Source organism: Virgibacillus necropolis (genome assembly GCF_044793635.1).
Classification (GTDB): Bacteria; Bacillota; Bacilli; order Bacillales; family Amphibacillaceae; genus Virgibacillus_F; species Virgibacillus_F necropolis_A.
Genome location: NZ_CP084992.1, coordinates 2,838,731 through 2,857,423, shown reverse-complemented (window position 1 = coordinate 2,857,423; position 18,693 = coordinate 2,838,731). Strand labels below are relative to the sequence as shown.

Here is an 18,693-nt window from a genome sequence, read left to right as displayed (position 1 = left end):
TACTCTTCACTATTATGAAAATGAGGTGCTTTGATTTGAATACAGAAAAAACGTATGCACAGTTTTTAGATGAACGAGATGATTTAAAATCATTCCGAGATGAATTTTTCATTCCAAATGGTACGATTTATTTCGATGGAAACTCGTTAGGATTACCATCAAAACAAGCAGAAAATTCGTCAGGTATGTTACTAGATTCATGGAAAAAGCATGCTATTGATGGTTGGACTGAAGGTGTAGAGCCATGGTTCTATCTCTCTGAAAAACTAGGTAAAATGAGCGCCCCACTAATAGGTGCAAAAACGGAAGAGGTTGTTGTAACAGGTTCGACAACAACAAATCTTCACCAGCTAGTTTCAACTTTTTATAAACCACATGGCAACAAAACAAAAATTTTAGCGGACGCACTAAATTTTCCGTCCGATATTTATGCCTTAAAGAGTCAGTTAAAATTAAAAGGCTACGACCCAAGTGAACATCTTGTTCAAGTGCAAAGTAAAGATGGGAACACACTTGAAACAGATGATATTATCAAGGCTATGACGGACGATGTGGCATTAATCATGCTTCCGGGGGTCCTATATCGCAGTGGACAAATACTGGATATGAAAACATTAACAAAAGAAGCACACAAACGAGGCATCGTGATTGGTTTCGATTTATGCCATTCTATTGGATCCATTCCTCACCACCTATCGGACTGGGAGGTTGACTTTGCCTTTTGGTGTAATTACAAACACCTTAATGGTGGACCAGGATGTGTTGCAGGCTTATATGTGAATAAGAAGCATTTCGGTAATGAACCAGGCTTAGCAGGATGGTTTAGTTCGTCAAAAGAAAAGCAGTTTGATATGTCGCACACACTTACCCCTGCTGAAGATGCTGGTGCATATCAAATTGGAACTCCACACGTGTTAAGTGCAGCACCGCTACTTGGTTCATTGAAAGTTTTTCAAGAAGCAGGCATTGACCGTGTTCGAAAGAAGTCATTACATTTAACAAAATGTATGATGGAGCTGATCGAATCAGAATTGAATGATTATCACTTTACGATTGCAAATCCGAAAGATGAGGAGACACGTGGTGGCCATATTTTTCTGGAACACGAAGAGGCTGCTCGTATTTGTAAAGCATTAAAAGCCGATAAAGTGATTCCAGATTTCCGAACACCAAATGGAATACGGCTTGCCCCAGTAGCTTTGTACAATACATTTGAAGAAGTTTGGGAAACTGTTAGGATTTTAAAAAAAATCATGAAAGAAGAGCGGTATAAAAAATTTGAAAACAAACGAGGGGTGATAGCATAATGGCACACGATTGGATAGACATTTCACAGCCCTTGACAAATGATATGGCACACTGGCCAGAGGATGAACCCTTTTCCTACTCCCTAACGGTTGCGAAACAAGATTCTGGTTCGGTAAATATTGGTCAGATGGCAACTAGTGTACACACTGGCACACATGTGGATGCACCTTTTCATTTTGATGATGAAGGTAAAACGATCGAGCAGCTTGATGTGAATCTTTATATTGGTGATGCAATGGTTCTGGATGTTAGTCATGTACAGGAAGTTACTGTAGAGACACTTTCTGCCTTTTCAATTCAAGGAGTTAAACGTATATTATTAAAGACTTCCCTACCAAGTAACCCTAAACGTTTTCCGGAAAAGATCCCAACCCTGGATCCTAGAATAGCGGATTTCTTATCTGAGAAAGGCGTCAAATTGCTTGGTGTTAATATGCCATCAGTTGATGCACTTGATAGCAAGGAACTACCTACCCATCATGCACTTTATGACAATGGGATAAATATTTTAGAAAACCTGGTGCTGGATAAAATTGAACAAGGAAACTATGAATTAATTGCTTTACCACTAGCCATTGAAGGTTCAGATGGCAGTCCGGTACGCGCAGTCGTAAGAAGAGTAGATACGACTGAATAAAGTATTAAATCCAACCAAATAAGGAGGATATTATTTTGTCAGACTCGCACAAAAATGACACATTTAAAAACGAAAAAGACATTCACACTGATTTTATCGAAAAAATGACTTATGGTGATTATTTGCAATTAGATACATTATTATCGAGCCAAAAACGCTTATCCAACCACCATGATGAAATGTTGTTTATTATCATTCATCAGGTAAGTGAGCTATGGCTAAAGTTAATAATTCATGAAACAAAAGCGGCAATTGAAGCAATCAAACAGGACGACCTTAAAGCATCTTCTAAAATGCTTTCTCGTGTATCAAAAATTCAAACACAAATCATCCAAGCATGGGATGTTTTATCAACCTTAACACCTGCAGAATACATGGAATTTCGTGATAAGCTTGGAAATGCTTCGGGTTTCCAGTCGTATCAATATCGTCTGGTCGAATTTGTACTCGGCTACAAAACCCATTTTATTTTGGATATCTATAAAAAGAATCCTGAACTACACGCAATTTTAAAAGAAGCATACCATGCGCCAGGCCTGTATGATGTAGCCATTCAAGCACTTGCACGGCATGGATTTGACATCAACAAGGAAGTATTAGATCGTGACTTTTCAGAAACATATACGAAAGATGATTCTGTTGAAAAGGCTTGGCTTGACGTTTATAAAAATGTTGAAGATAATTGGGAACTATACCAGCTTGCAGAAAAACTCGTTGATGTCGAGGACTGGTTCCAACAATGGCGTTTCCGTCATATGAAAACAGTTGAACGGATTATAGGACACAAAGTTGGTACTGGAGGTTCATCTGGGGTTGGCTATCTAAAAAAGGTATTGGATCACTACTTCTTCCCGGAGCTATGGGACATCCGTACAAAAATTTAACAAAATCGAATACAAGTATATCTGCAGGTCGCTTGGATTCAGAGCAAGGTAACATATAAAAAGGAGGTCATGAAATGAGTAAAAAACAAGATCAGTGGTCATCAAAGTTAGGATTTATTCTAGCATCTGCTGGAGCAGCAATTGGCCTCGGGGCCATATGGAAATTTCCATATATGACAGGAATGAATGGTGGCGGCGCCTTTTTTTTACTTTTCATTGGCTTCACCATCCTAATCGGCCTACCCTTATTAATTGCGGAATTTGTTATCGGGCGTGGGGCACAAAAGGAAGCAATAAGTGCGTATAAAGAACTCGCACCAAAAAGTGGCTGGTCCATCATTGGTCGCTGGGGAGTAATTGGAGCTTTCTTGCTTATGTCCTATTATAGTGTTGTTGGTGGATGGGTACTTATCTATTCCGCTTTATCTATTCCAGGTTTAATTATAAAAGACAATGCAAATTACGAGGAACTATTTGCCTCAATTACAGGGAACCCATTAATAACCATTATTGGTCTCGCAGTATTTATGTTGATTAATATAATTGTCGTTTCGTTTGGAATAAAGGATGGAATTGAAAAAGCAAGTAAACTATTAATGCCATTATTATTTGTCTTTTTTATTGTATTGGTATTCAGGGCATTAACTTTTGAAGGTGCTATGGAAGGTCTACAGTTTTTCCTACAACCGGACTTTTCTAAAATCACTGGAGAAAGTGTCTTATATGCTTTAGGACAATCGTTTTTCTCACTTGCAGTCGGGATTTCTGTCATGGTCACTTATAGTTCCTATTTAGGAAAAGACGTAAGTTTACCTATGGCCGCAGGTTCCGTTTCCATCATGAATATTATTGTTTCATTGTTGGCGGGACTGGCTATATTTCCAGTAGTTTTCTCATTTGGACTAGCACCAACAGAAGGACCAGGTCTCTTATTTATGGTATTGCCTGAAGCCTTTGCGCAAATGCCTTTTGGTGAAGTATTCCTAAGCTTATTCTTGTTGCTTTTTATATTCGCAGTACTTACTTCATCATTTAGTATGCTGGAAATTATAACTTCTGCTTTTACAGCGAACAATGATCGATCACGAAAGAAAGTAGCAGCTATAGCGGGGTCAATCATTTTCATTGCAGGTATTCCTGCTGCATTATCATCAAGCACGCTCGCAAACTTTAATCTATTTGGTTTAACTGTTTTTGACGCAAGTGATTTTCTAGTAAGTAATATATTGTTACCAGGTGGGTGTTTATTAATTTCACTCTTTATAGGATTCAAAATGAATAAAGAGTTAATGATGCAAGAGTTTTCTTATAGTAGCCATCTATCAAGCGGATGGTATCAACTATGGTTCCAACTTATGCGTTGGGTTGTGCCAATTACAATCATTATTGTTTTTCTTGGATCACTAGGAATTATATAATTTTCTACAATAAAAAGTGCTGATTTTCAGCACTTTTTATTTGCTTATTTTCAGGTGCGAACGGGTACACTATAAGAGAAAGTGAAAAGGAGCGTGTCGTATGGAAAATAAAATTGTAATTGTTGGAGGAGTTGGCGGTGGAGCAACAGTTTCCGCTCAAATTAGAAGAATGGACCCAGAATCTGAAATTATTCTTTTTGATAAAGGCGAGCATATTGCTTTCTCCAATTGTGGAATGCCCTATTACATCGGTGGTATTGTCAAGGAAAGGGACGATTTACTCCGTGATTCAAATGACTTTGCTGAAAAATACAACGTTAACCTAAAAATTAATTCTGAGGTCGTGCAAATTAATAGAGACAAAAAGGAAGTTACATACCGAGCAAATAATCACGATCACCAGGAATCTTATGATACCTTAATCCTCGCCCCGGGTGCCCATGCACTGGTTCCAGACTTACATGGATTAAATGAAGAGGTCACATTCACGCTACATACCATACCTGATATGGATGCCATTCATTCATTTATTACACAAAACAAACCGAAAACATGTGCAATCGTCGGAGCTGGTTTTATTGGCCTTGAAATGGTGGAAAATCTACGTGAGCTCGGGATAGATTGTACCTTGATTGACCGGTCTAAGCAGGTAATGAAACTTGTTGATCCCGATATGTCTGGTACGATTCAGGAACATCTTAAGGAAAAGGGTGTAAACCTGATTCTAAACAACGGGATTGAATCATTTACGGATGCAGGAAAAACATTACAACTATCCAGTGGTGACAGTGTGCAGGCAGACATGACTATTTTGGCTGTTGGAATTAAACCAAATACGAAACTTGCAAGTGAAGCAAATCTCCAAGTTGGTGAGACAGGTGCAATTGCTGTAAATGAGTATATGCAAACGAATGATACTAGTATCTTCGCATTAGGAGATGCTGTTGAGACACCTGATTATTTAACCAAGACCCCACGACACGTGGCGCTTGCTTGGCCAGCCCATCGACAAGCATTTATTATTGCAAGCTTTCTCCAAGGAAAAAAGATTCCATATGAAGGAACGCTTGGATCTGCAATATTTAAAGTGTTTGATTTGAGTGTAGCTGTAACTGGTCATAATGCAGCCTCACTAGATCAACTTGGTATCGATTATCAAGGAGTAACACATGAAGCGTTATCCCATGCGGGGTATTATCCTGGCGCAGAAAAGGTTTCCATCAAAGTCTTATTTGATAAAAATAATGGTGAAGTTCTGGGTGCCCAGGTAATCGGTGAAGATGGTGTAGATAAACGACTTGCAGTATTAGCGATAGCTATTAAAGGGCGACTGAGTGTTACCGAATTAGCAGAGTTAGAACTCGCCTATTCTCCTCCATATTCTTCACCAAAAGATCCAATTAATATTATCGGTTATAAAGCAATGTCATTATAAAAGACTGTTTTCCCAAAGATTGCTTCTTAAGAGAGTAGATATAAACTACGACGTAACTTCCTATGTTAGATCTGTAGTACTAATATTAAAACAAGTTACTTAGGCAGCCGCAGCCCGTATACACTTCGCTTTCCGCGGGCGGCTGGTGAGCCTCCTTGTGCTAACGCACTGCGTAGTCTCACCGATGCCTTTCCTCCCGCAGGAGTCTACGTGTATACGGGCTGCTGGTATAATATTTGCTAATAACAGAATTCATTAGAAGAAATGACAAAGAATTCTTAAGCTTTACAGTCCAGGTGAGTGGAGGGCGGTGACTCCTGCGGGAACAGCACGAGTCCGAAGACCCCGCAGAGTGGTTTTCTCGAGGAGGCTGAGGCCGTGCCCGCGGAAAGCATCCGCCCGGAGCGATCCTGGACGGCAGCAATAGCACATGTCTTTGGAAATAAACCTAAGGTTACTTCGCAATATATATCAATTATAAAAATTAAAAGCAACAATGCGTACGAAAAGAGCTTTATAAAAAGTGCTTCTGAATTAGATTTCAGGAGCACTTTTTTCTTACTATAGATCTTCTTCTAAACGATAAACCAACGTAAACTTATCTTCGTCTATAAGTTCAGTTACATGAACCTTTAAACCATGACCAAACAATACTTCACTTTCTGTCATTGCAACAATCATTGCCTTGGTTTTACCTTGAATATCCATGTATATATCACCAACGACTGGTTTCATTTCTGTCTCAGAAGCTGGCATATTTCCTAATGCCTCATCATCTGCCTCTTGTGTAGTTGAAACTAGATTTTTATCTAAATATGCTATGTCATGACTACCGTCTGATTTACCTGGAACTAAAAGAACATATTCGCTATGCTTTACCCCGTTGTCTCTTGTGGTAACAACATTGCCATCTTCAACATTATCAACCTTTTCAATTTCATTTAATGAATAATGATCAAGAAAATCTGGTGCAGGCTTTACAATTAATATATAGTCCCCAGCTTCTGGACGTTTACTTTGATCGATGGTATACCTCTTCCCATAAAAAATAAACGAATCTAAATGCTTAGGTCTATATAATTGAATATCACTAGCTTTAGATAATACCTGTTGCATATCTTTTAATCGATACAAGTGAACAGACTTTTTAAACATTGCTTTGACGGAATAAACTTTATGCAATTCGTTGTTGTAATAAACAAATTGTCCTTTCCTTACTTGAAAAAGATTCATTTAATAGCCTCCTAAAGTTAAATCATACTAACTTTAATTTAAAATTATATCATCTGTCATTTTCCCATTATACCCTACTAGTTAAACATATATTAGGAAAAACCTTTAATTTATGTAACAATACTGAGAACCAATACATTCTAATTTCTCATTTTGTTATTTTCTTATGCAGTTTTATTATTTCTTAAATAACCAATTAATAATACAGCTGCTGTAATACCTGCGACAATTGCATACATTACTGGTCCATTATTAAGGTTTAACCAATCAATTATAACTTCATCGCCTGTTATCATCTGACCAGCAGTCCATGCTAATATCCCCGCGCCTAAATAAGCAATCCATGTGTACTTGTCCATCACACGAACAATCAGTTTGGATCCAAAAATCATGATTGGAATACTGATTAACACACCAATTGCGATCATGCCGACGTGACCATGAGCAGCCCCCGCTATAGCAACTACATTATCAAGACTCATAACAGCATCCGCCATGACAATGGTACCTACTGCTTTTGACAGCGTACCCGACGATTTAATATTCGCATCTGGTTCATCATCAACCAGTACATGGTATGCAATCCATAACAATAGTAGTCCGCCAATCAAGTGAACCAATGGAATTTGTAATAGGTAAACGATTATAGCTGCAAATAAAATCCGTAATATAACCGCCCCACCAGTACCAATAATAATTGCTTTGTTTTGTTGTTTCTTAGGCAACCCTTTAGTTGCCATAGCAATAACGATAGCATTATCACCAGATAGTACAATATCTATTGCAATAATTTGTAAAAGTGCTAGTAAAGATTCTTGTGTAAAATCAATTCCTAACAAGATTGTTGCCACCTTTCTACTTGAACCGATTTAATTATACTATTTCTAATTTTATTGTAAAGTAACTATTTATATTCTAGTAGAAAGATAAACAAGGTTATGAATTATGTCTTAAGTTAATTGCAATTATACCAACTGCAACTAATACAAGCGCACCGACTATTAGTCCATTCAAATTTTCGTTCGGGATAAAAAATGCAGAGAGAATAGTTCCTGCCACTGGTGTTACAAACTTATATATACTGATTTCTCCTGCCTTGTTATATTTTAATAAAGAATACCAAAGTGCAAACGCAACAGCTGACAATAACGCAGCATATAGGAGTAAGCCCCACCCAAGTGGGGTGAAAGTCATAGCTCCTTCTTTCATTTGTGGTAATCCAAATACCAACATTAGCACCGAGCCAATTGTAAGCTGCCATCCTGTTAATGCGAAAGGATGAATTCCAGTTGCCATTTCCTTGGCCATAATGGTACCCACCGCACCTGTTAATGCAGCGAAAATCATAAAACCTTCTCCTTCCAATCGAAAGCCTAATTGAAAGGACTGGCCCCAATTTGCCACGATAATCCCTGCAAACCCTGCTATCAATCCGACCGTTTTGGGTGCATTCAAACGATCATTCCGGTAAAAAAAGTGGGCAAGAATCACTGTAAAAAATGTACCACTAGATACCAATATAGCCCCCTTCATGCCAGAAACATTTGCAAGACCATTGTAGAAAAAGTAGTATTGTACTGCTGTTTGAATAATTCCAAAGATAACGAGAAATGGAACCTGTCTCCTCGTGACCAATAACGCTTTTCGATTGACCACTAACAGGCCAAACAGCAAAATAACTCCCGCTAATAAAAAACGTATACCCGCAAAAACAATTTTTGCAATTGTATCCTCGGGAGCCATTTGCAACTCGGAATAACTTACTTTTAATACCGGAAAAGCACTTCCCCATAGGAGGGAACAGAAAATCGCTATCGTGATAACGGACCATTTTGTATTTAAATAATTCTTCATCTTACCACCTCAACCTCAATCCATATGAGCAAATGGCAAATCAGTATCAACTTCCCCTAATATACGGGTGGTAGAAATCTTTTCACCTTTTAACCATTTATTAAAATCAAATACAACAGGCTCCCGATTTCCACCAAGCGCAAACCATGCTTTTCTTTCTTTTGGAAAATAACCGGAAGTATGAATGGTTCCAGACCAATTTCGATAATCATTTGAGAATACACCTTTGTGCAAATCATTCATCATACGAAATGCCTGATATCCATTCGACACTTGATCTTTGTGTGCGTTTATGGCATTCATCCTTTTATAGGAGTCATCAAGGTGATATCGATTTTCATGTTTTAGCACTTCAAAATGATTTGTACAAACGTTTGATTGACGCACATCTACTCCACGCGGTGTTGCCTCTACGACAAAAGTATCTCCATTTTCATCCAATAAAACATAACTGAATGAATGACGATGTGGAATATTTTTTAACATGGATACTGCTTCATTAACATTTGCACAACGTTCCAAAATAATGCGGCCAATCATATTACAAATAAAGCCGTCACCTGGCTTTTTGCGATGCATAAAATTGTAGCCCATTACTAATCCTTTTTCATTCATACCGTCCATACGACCTGTAATACGTTGAGATGGGCCAATCACAGCATACCCGCCATCTGTTGGCTGATAGATCATATACCGTCCTTCATATGTCCTTGGATGATAATCGTAATTACGAATCATATAATCGGTGCCTGTAAAAATAGAACATCCAGATCGCCCATATTCTAAACGATATCCTCCGAACTCTTTCAACACATCATCAATTGGCCATTCTAAAGCATCCCTGAGACCAACAAGTTCATCCCAAATAGCTGGTGCATATGGTGATAGAGCTTCTCTTACAGATGCTTCATTAATAACAAATCGAGCTTTACGTGTTTTCCATTGTTTCTTTCTGTTTTTAATTGTGAGCGAATCTTTTAATTCCATACCTTGTTTATATCCAAAATCATAGTGATTTCCACGAAATTGCATGATATCGCTAAATATTTTTTTCATTACAATTACCCCGTTTACTTTTTGCTATTACCAGTTTAATGGAAGTCTAATAAGAAAGAAACGAAATTGTTTATGTTACCTTTTTGAAACTATTTTTATTTCTGTACGTATAAACACTTAGAAATCAATCAAATTAGGAGTGACAAGCATGACAGGTATTTTATCAGCAGCATTATTATCATTAGTTTTGTATGCAGCTTTGGCAATTGCTCTCATTGTTAGAAGCCAGAAAAAAATAAAAAAGATATCCATTAAACCTGCAACAATTATTTTTGTTTCTTTATTCATCATTGCAAGTATTGTAAACTACTTTATTCTACTACCTATTACCATCCCTTACATGGTTATTGCAAACCTTGTGGTAGCAATTATTGGGATCTTTTTATTATATGGAATGACCCAAACACCCGGAAAGAATAAACGAAGCGGTCCATTTGAGGCCACATTGGGTCTATTAGTTATTGTGGCAGTCTTGGCACTACCTACTATTTTCGTATTAGGAATTTTCACATTGGATAATTCCTATGAATCTATTAACATAGAAAAAGTAGAAGAGGCAAAACCATTAAGCAAGGATGATACACCGATTACAGTATCTCCTGAATTCGCACGAAATAAGACCCAAAAATCGATGAGCGTTGTTCCTAATCCTCAATTTTACGATTTAGGTAAGTTACAAGTACAAAAGGTTGGCGATGACGTCGTGTTTGTTGGCCCTGTTGAGTTTACTAGTTTTTGGAAATGGTTCCGTGGTAAAGAAACAGCAGGTTATTTTACTATTTCTGCGACCAACGTAAACGCACAACCTGAATTCGTCGATAGTAAAATGAAATATACAAACTCCAGTTATTTTAATTCAAATATTGACCGCGTTATTTACGGGGCATACCCAACTTATATCCAAAGTGGTGAAGCACAATTAGAAGTAGACGAGGATGGTAAGCCATGGTATGTTCAAACACTGTACAAACCAATTGGACTTACAAATAAGCCGGATTTACAGAATCTAAAAGTTGCGATTGTTGACCCGGAAACAGGTGACGTTAAACTTTATGCGTCAAGTGAAGCACCAGAGTTTGTGGATGGATCCGTAAGTTCTGAAATGGCTACTGATGTAAATGAATATTTTGGTAAGTATGTTCATGGTTGGCTAAACTCTATTTTCGGTAAAAAAGATGTGAAGATCCCAAATGAATCCGGAACAGAAAATAGTGTAACACCAATCTTTAATGAAGATGGTGAAATGTATTATTTTACCGATATGTCATCACCAAAAGAGAACATTGATTCCGCGCTTGGTTACACATTAATTAATGCTCGTACTGGTGACCTTACGTTCTATAATGGCAAAAAAAATACCGGTATTATGGATAGTACTGGGGCTAAAGAAATTGTGAATAAAGAATTTCCTGAGAAAGAATGGGAAGGTTCCATGCCTGTTTTGTATAATATAGATGGGAACCCTACATGGGTTGTGAATGTGCTGGATCCAAATGGTCTCCTTAAAAAGTATGCTTATATCAAAGCATCAGACGCTGACTTCGTTGTATTTGGCGATACAGCACGGGAAACTCTAGAAGCATACCGCCTGCAATTACTGCAGGATCCAAGCAATGTTTCTTCTACAGGTGATACTCCTTTACAGAAACGTTCTGGTGAAATAAATCGTGTACTCGTCACAACGCAAAAGAATTCACAGGTTGTCCAGTTTTTATTAAAAGGTGATAAAACCATTTATACCATAACAGCTGGAAAGGCTCCCCTTGCACTATTCCTGCAAGCTGGTGATCAAGTGCAGTTAGAGGCAAACATTCGCGATAATGGCACTGGAATCGTGGAGTCTATATCTATTGAAGGATTAACAGAATAAGGTAAAAAAAACAAGAAGGATTGTCCCCATTTTGGGTTCAATCCTTCTTGTTTGTTATAACCTGACTTCGGAGAGAGTGGATTGGCGGATATATTTAAATCATTTCCCTGCTTCCATTTCTTCAACTAGGATAGAAAGCTCTTCCCAACGCTCCATTTTTTGTTCTAATTGATTTTCCACTTCTTCTTGTTCCTTAAATAAATCCTGCACTTTTTCAAGATCACTTCCAGCTCCAGCAATTGCTTCTTTCAGGCCATCAATCTTAGTTTCCAACTCGGTAATTTGATCCTCAATCCCATTCCATTCTTTTTGATCATTATAGGAAAGCTTCTTCTTTGTTTTTTTAACCGGAGTTGAAGGCTTTTCTTTTGTTTGTGTTGCTTCTTTTTCAGTAATTTGCTCGTCCAGATATTCACTGTAATTCCCATAAAAACGCGTAACCCGGGGGGTCTCAGATAGTACTAATAACTGATCAACCACTCTATCCAGGAAGTAGCGATCATGTGAAATGGTAATGACTACCCCTGGAAAATTAGCCAGATAATCTTCAAGAATGCTTAACGTTTCTGTATCCAAATCATTCGTAGGTTCATCTAAAAATAATACATTTGGCTCCAGCATCAAGATCTTCAATAAATATAATCGACGTTTTTCTCCACCTGAAAGCTTTCGAATGTAATTCCACTGCTCTGAACGCGGAAACAAGAATCGCTCAAGCATTTGTTCCGCAGTTATTACTTCACCATCTTTTGTATGAATGACTTCAGCTACTTCTTTTATATATTCAATGACTCTTAGGCTCTCATCAATTTCTTCATTTTCCTGCGTATAATAACCAATTTTAACTGTTTCACCAACATTGATTGTTCCCTTGTCAGGCTCCACCCGGTTCGCCATGATGTTTAATAAAGTTGTCTTTCCAGAACCATTTGGACCGACAATTCCCAACCGTTCACCAGGTACAACTAAATAATCAAAGTCAGTAAACAATTGCTTATCACCAAAGACTTTTTCAATATCCGTCAATTCAAGGACCTTTTTACCCAATCGTTTTGAGCCGGCTTGAAAAGCCACCTGATTTTTATTTGTATCAAAACGCTTTTCCTTCATATCTTCCACCCGATCAATTCGGGCCTTTTGCTTCGTTGATCTCGCTTTTGCACCACGCTTTAACCACGCAATTTCACGACGTAAAATATTTTCGTGCTTTTGTTGACTACTTTCTTCTAATTCTTCACGTTCTGCTTTTTTCTCAAGAAATAATTCATAGTTCCCAGTGTACTTATAAAGATTTCCTTTATTCAATTCATAAATATGATTCGTTACACGATTTAAAAAATAACGATCATGTGTAACGAGAATCATTGCACCACGGTAGGATGCTAAGAATTTTTCCAACCATTCAATTGTAGCGTGATCCAAATGGTTCGTTGGTTCATCCAATATGATTAAATCTGCAGGCTGAATTAATGCTTTAGCAATTGCGACCCGTTTCTTTTGGCCACCAGACAAATCGGTTACTTTTTTATTGAAATCAGTAATCCCAAGCTTTGTCAAAACAGTTTTTGCGGTTGTGTTTGCTTCCCATGCTTTGTTTTCATCCATTTTTTGTTGCATCTTTAGCATACGGCTCTGCACGGCATTACTGTCTGGATTTTCCGATAGTTCAAGAAGTGCGTGCTCATAGCCTCGCATTGTTTTCATAATCACTGATTCGCCATAATAAATTTGCTCAATTACGGTTAGCTCAGGATCTAGTACAGGATCCTGAGCCAGATATTCAATATGATAATCTTTTGCATGTTTAACAAGACCACTCTCAGGTGGTTCGATCCCAGCGATTACTTTTAAAAAGGTTGATTTCCCCGTACCATTAACGCCAATAAGTCCAATACGATCATTTTCTTTAATGGTACACGAAACCTCATTAAATAAAACTTTTTCCCCATATGATTTTACGATATTTTCAACTGTAAGCATTTCAAACATTCCTCATTTCGAACTTCACTCTATTTATTAGTATAAGGGAATAATATGTATGTGGAAAGCAAACAACAAACACGCGAGCAATAGATCGCCCGCGTGCCTTTTAAAGTTCTTTATCTTTAACGCCTTTAATACGTTGTTTAATGTAAATCACAATTAAAAATAATAGCCATGAAGTAAAACAGTAAAAAATAATTTTACTTGTTGGTTGCATAGTATTAAAGAAGAATGCCATTCCTATCCAAATAAATCCTAATCCAAGAATTTGATATAACACTAATTTCATTGATATCTTTCCCTCCACATGATGGAACATCTCTATGGATTAGTGTATCTTATTTTAATAAAAATTTCTATCGATTAATTTATAAATCTTTAATAAGGTTTGCTGTTTCGATTGCGGAAACTGCTGCCTCTGACCCTTTATTCCCAGCTTTAGTTCCAGAACGTTCAATTGCTTGTTCAATTGTCTCTGTTGTTAAAACACCAAATATAACAGGCTTTCCTGATTGGATAGATGCCTGTGCCGCACCTTTTGCCGCTTCCGCGCATACATAATCAAAGTGCGGTGTTGCACCACGAATTACTGTCCCTAGTGTAATAACGGCATCATATTTTTCATTCATTGCCATTTTATTTGCAACTAATGGAAGTTCAAATGCACCTGGTACCCACGCTACATCAATGTTTCCCTCATCGACTCCATGTCTTTCTAATGTATCAATTGCACCCTCTAATAATTTACTAGTAATAAATTCGTTAAACCTACCAACAACAATTCCTATCGTTAAATCTGTAGCAACTAAATTCCCCTTGAATGTTTGACCCATATTAATCATCTCCTATTATTAGTTATGCATCTTTACTAAATGACATATTTTACTATACTTTGTTTACATATATTGCTTTTTTACGATAGGCTACCAAGTCTTCAATTGATACTAGTTTCAACTCATAACGCTCAGCCATTTTCACTAAATCTGGAACACGAGCCATTGTCCCATCTTCTTTGATAATTTCACAAATCACACCTGACGGATTCGCACCGCTAAGTTTAGCCAAATCAATTGATGCCTCAGTATGGCCCTGTCTCAATAACACACCACCATCCTTAGCTACTAATGGAAAAACGTGTCCAGGCCGTTTAAAGTCTTTTGCATGACTTTCTGGTTTTGCTAATGCCTGAATGGTTTTTGATCGTTCAGCAGCACTAATTCCAGTTGTAGATTCCATATGATCTACACTTACTGTAAAGGCTGTGCCTAATGGATCAGAGCTTTCATTTGTCATCATCGATAAATTCAGTTTGTTTGACATTTCTTCTGTGATTGATGTACAAACAAGACCTTTTCCATGTGTAATCATAAAATTAATTACTTCTGGTGTAGCCCTATCTGACAGTGCCACAAAGTCTCCTTCATTCTCACGATTTTCATCATCAACAACAATAACAATTTTCCCTTGCTGTAAATCTTCTATTGCTTCTTCGATTGTATGAAACATAGCTGCATCTCCTTATAAGTATCCGTTATTTGATAAGAATGCTTGATTAATTCCAGTATTAGTAGTGTCCGTTTGCTTTATCATTTGCTCTACATATTTAGCTAACATATCGCATTCAATATTAACGATGGATCCTACTGATTTCTCTCCTAAAACTGTTTCGGAAACAGTGTGTGGAATTAAAGAGATAGTAAATGTATGATCATTCACATCAAATACAGTCAAACTTATCCCATCAACAGCAATTGATCCTTTTATTAATAAATAGGATCGGAGCTCTATTGGCACTTCAATATCATAATAAATGGCATTCTCCTGCTTTTCTTTCCTGGTTATTTTTCCAATACCATCGATATGACCTGAAACAAAATGTCCTCCGAATCTCCCATTCGCATGCATAGCCCGTTCTAAATTGACTTGTGATCCTGGTTTCAGTCTATTTAATGACGTTGCTTTGATTGTTTCTGGCATAACATCTAAGTTAAATTCATTTTCACTAAATGTTGTAACTGTTAAACAAATACCATTCACAGCAATACTGTCTCCAATTTTGACATCTGAGATAATGGTATTTGCGCGAATAGTTAGCTGCACTGAATTTGCTGATTGTTGTTGCATTTTTTTCACCTGGCCAAGTTCTTCAATAATTCCAGTAAACATGTTAGAACACCTCTCTTGATTCAAAAATAATTTTTATATCCTATCTAATCCTCATCTATCTTTAACGTTATCCTTTCCTTATAGTAGAAAAAACTTTCGCCTAGCCTTTAACAGCGGACAGAAATATTTTACATCCCTTTAAGTACAAACAAAAAGCCCCTGAAATAAGCTTCAAGGGCGTAATGGTAGAATTTATAGGTATCATTAATAAGCATTTTTATTCATAACACAAAGAATCACGCGTGTAATGTATCACGAATGAACTGCTACCTAAAAATCCCTTCTCCCATCCAGACTTTAACTGTCGGCTCTGGAGTTACACCAGATCCACCGCTTGGTTATTCGAATAACCGCACGGGTCACGGACTAAGAAGACAATACTTCATCACCGCCGATTGGGAATTTCACCCGACCCCGAAGGAATTTATTTGTATTTAATTAATTTTATTATAGCAGTATGTATTAGTGGAAAGCAAAAGTGAGGTATTAGAAAACTGATTTTAAAAAATAAAGCTGGATGACCTATCAGGCTGATTGATGCTACAAAAGTCTATTATCCTGCTTTTCAGTATATAAATTCCTTCTAATGATTGTCCAAAAACTACCTATTTAAAAGCACTTTAATAAATAAAAAGCTATGTTACCTGCATTATTTAATAGTTACATTATCTATTTTTGATGCTTAAAGAGACAAACACCCTAACAAGAAGAGATTCATTACATACATTACAAGTATCAAGCGAAGAAAGGAGTAGTTTAGTATGGGAAGATATTACAAAAACCAAAACAATTCATCTAATTCACCTGATATGCGAAATATAGAAGTCCAACTGGAAGATATTCTGGTGCAGCTTCAAAAACAGCAACAAAAACAGAAACAGTATCAGGATCAAGATCAGAATCAAGCTCAGGTAGACATCGATACAAGTAACTTTGAAAATATCGGAAATCCGGAAATACACGTTCACAATGATATTACAATTGTCGTTGTAGTAGTAATTCTATTGTTACAAGCAAATGGCAGTGCTGTTGATTCAGAATCATTATCAGAGATGGTAAACATGCTTAGGGATTTACAAGAAGGTCAAAAATAATAAGTAAAGGAGTAGTTTTTAGTGGGATCTTATTACAAGAGACAAAACGCTGGAGCTAATATGCGGAACTTAGAAGTCCAACTAGAAGATATTCTGGCGCAACTTCAAAAACAGCGCCAAAAACAGAAACAGTATCAGGACCAAGATCAGAATCAAGCTCAGGTAGACACCGATACAAGCAATTTTGAAAATATCGGAAACCCTGTTGTACACGTTCACAATGATATTACGATTGTAGTTGTTATCGCGTTTATTTTTCTCCAGTTTCAGGATGATGCAGGAGGAAATCCACCACCTTTAGATTTAGAAGCTCTAAGGGAAATGATGAATGAGCTTAATCGTTAGAAAGTTAATTCGTTAATCGCTTTTGGATTGCAGAGAATAAATAGGCGTTTGTTCTCTGCTACTACTTTCACAACTAATCAAAAAGTGCCGGAATCCTCCTTTTTAAATTGTATGCATGAAGAGAAAAAGGGTTCTTGTGTTCCACTCCCCGTTCCACAACAAGCACATGCACTTCACCACAAATAATTCTTTCAAAAGGCCATAGTTGAATATGGTCTTTTTTCATGTAAAATTATATCTAATAGATTAGAAAACTTGGCTTATCGCCAAGCCTTAATGGCGAAAGCCTTAGTTGCACTTATGCAGTTAGGAAAGTTTATACTTGCTTATCTGCTAAAAAAGGAGTTGGGTCACCCATGTCTTTATCAAAAGGTAAATCAAACTGCATCACTGATGTTCCAGGGGTCAAAGTAGGCCATGTCACATTATATGAAAAGATAAATGATACAGACACCATATGCACAGGTGTTTCTGCAATCCTACCTCATGAAGGAAATCTTTTTATGAAAAAAACTCGTGCAGCAAACTCCGTAATAAATGGTTATGGTAAAACAAACGGTCTAATTCAAATGGATGAGCTTGGACTATTAGAATCTCCTATTATGCTTACAAACACATTTAGTGTCGGTGCTGTAATGCAAGGGACTTTAAACTATATGTTGGAAGAAAATAAAGAAATTGGTGATTCTACTAGCTCTATTAATCTCGTTGTAGGTGAATGTAATGATAGTTTTTTAAATTCTATGCGTATACCAGCTATTAAACCGGAACACGCGATTCAAGCAATTGAAAAAGCAAGCAGAAATCCTATCGAGCAAGGTGCAGTTGGTGCTGGAAAAGGTATGATGTGTTTCGGTCAAAAAGGTGGAATTGGAACTGCATCACGAGATGTCATAACTGATCAGGGAAAGTTCACAGTCGGATGCTTAGTACTAAGTAATTTCGGAAAACCGGATGATGCGTTATTTGCTGATTTGAAAAATACAAAAGTCGAGACACCTGATGGTTCCATAATGATGATAATCGCGACAGATGCTCCCCTTTATGATCGTCAGTTAAAAAGACTGGCCAAAAGGTCTGCAGCTGGGCTCGGTCGTACCGGTAGTCACATTGATAATGGCAGTGGTGACATTGCAATAGCTTTTTCAACTGCCAACCCCTATGAGCATAAATCTAAGGAACACTTAGCTTCCATGGAATTTATACGGGATGACCACCCTATAATGAATCAACTTTTCCAAGCTGTAATAGAAACGACGGAAGAATCTGTGATAAATTCACTACAACATGCTGAGACAACAACTGGACGATTAGGCAGAGTCGTAAATAAAGCCCCTTTTTAATAACGGGTTCCGTTTCCTATCGCAAAATGCGGTACTTTGTGCTATTTTAAAAAATAGCACAGTTCAA

At 37.3% G+C, this 18,693-nt stretch carries 17 protein-coding genes, 1 pseudogene and 1 riboswitch; of the genes and pseudogenes, 9 read left to right on the top strand and 9 right to left on the bottom strand.

Annotated elements, in window-relative coordinates:
• Positions 1–35: 35 nt before the first annotated feature.
• From kynU to LG329_RS13845, 5 genes are all read left to right on the top strand, one after another.
• A complete protein-coding gene (kynU, locus tag LG329_RS13865; RefSeq protein WP_404451411.1) occupies positions 36–1,307 on the top strand; it encodes a kynureninase in 1,272 nt (423 codons plus the stop codon).
• Positions 1,304–1,945 (top strand): arylformamidase, encoded by a 642-nt coding sequence (gene kynB / locus LG329_RS13860; protein ID WP_404456686.1) that lies wholly within the window; start codon positions 1,304–1,306, stop codon positions 1,943–1,945. Before kynU ends, kynB begins: the two co-directional genes overlap by 4 nt.
• Before the next feature lie 104 nt (positions 1,946–2,049).
• Positions 2,050–2,829: a tryptophan 2,3-dioxygenase gene (gene kynA / locus LG329_RS13855; protein WP_404456683.1), complete on the top strand. Its 780-nt coding sequence runs from the start codon at positions 2,050–2,052 to the stop codon at positions 2,827–2,829.
• A gap of 74 nt (positions 2,830–2,903) precedes the next feature.
• Positions 2,904–4,247, top strand: a complete 1,344-nt coding sequence (locus LG329_RS13850; protein ID WP_404451410.1) for a sodium-dependent transporter — start codon at positions 2,904–2,906, stop codon at positions 4,245–4,247.
• 100 nt (positions 4,248–4,347) lie between these two features.
• Complete coding sequence (locus tag LG329_RS13845; protein WP_404451409.1) at positions 4,348–5,682, top strand: CoA-disulfide reductase; 1,335 nt, start codon at positions 4,348–4,350, stop codon at positions 5,680–5,682.
• Between the two features lie 561 nt (positions 5,683–6,243).
• Here LG329_RS13845 and LG329_RS13840 read toward each other — a convergent pair.
• From LG329_RS13840 to LG329_RS13825, 4 genes are all read right to left on the bottom strand, one after another.
• A complete protein-coding gene (locus tag LG329_RS13840; RefSeq protein ID WP_404451408.1) occupies positions 6,244–6,915 on the bottom strand; it encodes a hypothetical protein in 672 nt (223 codons plus the stop codon).
• A gap of 164 nt (positions 6,916–7,079) precedes the next feature.
• Entirely contained in the window at positions 7,080–7,745 is a 666-nt protein-coding gene (locus LG329_RS13835) for a TerC family protein (RefSeq protein WP_404456680.1), read from the bottom strand.
• Between the two features lie 106 nt (positions 7,746–7,851).
• The gene (locus LG329_RS13830; RefSeq protein ID WP_404451407.1) at positions 7,852–8,769 is read right to left on the bottom strand and encodes a DMT family transporter; all 918 of its coding nucleotides are present in this window, start codon (positions 8,767–8,769) and stop codon (positions 7,852–7,854) included.
• 15 nt (positions 8,770–8,784) lie between these two features.
• Positions 8,785–9,825 (bottom strand): C45 family autoproteolytic acyltransferase/hydolase, encoded by a 1,041-nt coding sequence (locus tag LG329_RS13825; protein ID WP_404451406.1) that lies wholly within the window; start codon positions 9,823–9,825, stop codon positions 8,785–8,787.
• 148 nt (positions 9,826–9,973) lie between these two features.
• Between LG329_RS13825 and LG329_RS13820 the strand changes: the two genes are divergently transcribed.
• Complete coding sequence (locus LG329_RS13820) at positions 9,974–11,695, top strand: DNA-binding protein (protein ID WP_404451405.1); 1,722 nt, start codon at positions 9,974–9,976, stop codon at positions 11,693–11,695.
• A gap of 99 nt (positions 11,696–11,794) precedes the next feature.
• Here the strand turns inward: LG329_RS13820 and LG329_RS13815 are convergent, their stop codons facing one another.
• From LG329_RS13815 to ribE (LG329_RS13795), 5 genes and pseudogenes are all read right to left on the bottom strand, one after another.
• Positions 11,795–13,675: an ABC-F family ATP-binding cassette domain-containing protein gene (locus LG329_RS13815; protein ID WP_404451404.1), complete on the bottom strand. Its 1,881-nt coding sequence runs from the start codon at positions 13,673–13,675 to the stop codon at positions 11,795–11,797.
• A gap of 109 nt (positions 13,676–13,784) precedes the next feature.
• Positions 13,785–13,967, bottom strand: a complete 183-nt coding sequence (locus LG329_RS13810) for a hypothetical protein (RefSeq protein WP_404451403.1) — start codon at positions 13,965–13,967, stop codon at positions 13,785–13,787.
• Positions 13,968–14,046: 79 nt separating this feature from the next.
• Positions 14,047–14,511: a 6,7-dimethyl-8-ribityllumazine synthase gene (gene ribE, locus LG329_RS13805; RefSeq protein ID WP_404451402.1), complete on the bottom strand. Its 465-nt coding sequence runs from the start codon at positions 14,509–14,511 to the stop codon at positions 14,047–14,049.
• Between the two features lie 76 nt (positions 14,512–14,587).
• Positions 14,588–15,184, bottom strand: a pseudogene (gene ribB, locus LG329_RS13800) (3,4-dihydroxy-2-butanone-4-phosphate synthase); the annotation flags it as partial.
• A 12-nt stretch (positions 15,185–15,196) separates the two neighbouring features.
• Positions 15,197–15,844, bottom strand: a complete 648-nt coding sequence (ribE, locus tag LG329_RS13795; protein WP_404451401.1) for a riboflavin synthase — start codon at positions 15,842–15,844, stop codon at positions 15,197–15,199.
• A 274-nt stretch (positions 15,845–16,118) separates the two neighbouring features.
• Positions 16,119–16,270, bottom strand: a riboswitch (FMN riboswitch).
• 335 nt (positions 16,271–16,605) lie between these two features.
• Between ribE (LG329_RS13795) and LG329_RS13790 the strand changes: the two genes are divergently transcribed.
• The 3 genes from LG329_RS13790 (at position 16,606) to LG329_RS13780 (ending at position 18,626) form a co-directional block, all read left to right on the top strand.
• Positions 16,606–16,938 carry a hypothetical protein gene (locus tag LG329_RS13790; RefSeq protein WP_404451400.1) on the top strand — a complete coding sequence of 111 codons (333 nt, stop codon included), beginning with the start codon at positions 16,606–16,608 and terminating at the stop codon, positions 16,936–16,938.
• A gap of 21 nt (positions 16,939–16,959) precedes the next feature.
• The gene (locus LG329_RS13785) at positions 16,960–17,283 is read left to right on the top strand and encodes a hypothetical protein (RefSeq protein ID WP_404451399.1); all 324 of its coding nucleotides are present in this window, start codon (positions 16,960–16,962) and stop codon (positions 17,281–17,283) included.
• A gap of 356 nt (positions 17,284–17,639) precedes the next feature.
• Entirely contained in the window at positions 17,640–18,626 is a 987-nt protein-coding gene (locus LG329_RS13780) for a P1 family peptidase (RefSeq protein WP_404451398.1), read from the top strand.
• Positions 18,627–18,693: the final 67 nt, after the last annotated feature.

Coding starts and splice junctions, on each gene's coding strand:
- LG329_RS13780 (WP_404451398.1), top strand. CDS start 17,640: ATGTCTTTATCAAAAGGTAAATCAAACTGCATCACTGATGTTCCAGGG.
- LG329_RS13820 (WP_404451405.1), top strand. CDS start 9,974: ATGACAGGTATTTTATCAGCAGCATTATTATCATTAGTTTTGTATGCA.
- kynA (WP_404456683.1), top strand. CDS start 2,050: ATGACTTATGGTGATTATTTGCAATTAGATACATTATTATCGAGCCAA.
- LG329_RS13830 (WP_404451407.1), bottom strand. CDS start 8,769: ATGAAGAATTATTTAAATACAAAATGGTCCGTTATCACGATAGCGATT.
- LG329_RS13790 (WP_404451400.1), top strand. CDS start 16,606: ATGGGAAGATATTACAAAAACCAAAACAATTCATCTAATTCACCTGAT.
- LG329_RS13845 (WP_404451409.1), top strand. CDS start 4,348: ATGGAAAATAAAATTGTAATTGTTGGAGGAGTTGGCGGTGGAGCAACA.
- LG329_RS13810 (WP_404451403.1), bottom strand. CDS start 13,967: ATGAAATTAGTGTTATATCAAATTCTTGGATTAGGATTTATTTGGATA.
- ribE (WP_404451401.1), bottom strand. CDS start 15,844: ATGTTTACTGGAATTATTGAAGAACTTGGCCAGGTGAAAAAAATGCAA.
- LG329_RS13840 (WP_404451408.1), bottom strand. CDS start 6,915: ATGAATCTTTTTCAAGTAAGGAAAGGACAATTTGTTTATTACAACAAC.
- LG329_RS13850 (WP_404451410.1), top strand. CDS start 2,904: ATGAGTAAAAAACAAGATCAGTGGTCATCAAAGTTAGGATTTATTCTA.
- LG329_RS13815 (WP_404451404.1), bottom strand. CDS start 13,675: ATGCTTACAGTTGAAAATATCGTAAAATCATATGGGGAAAAAGTTTTA.
- LG329_RS13825 (WP_404451406.1), bottom strand. CDS start 9,825: ATGAAAAAAATATTTAGCGATATCATGCAATTTCGTGGAAATCACTAT.
- ribE (WP_404451402.1), bottom strand. CDS start 14,511: ATGGGTCAAACATTCAAGGGGAATTTAGTTGCTACAGATTTAACGATA.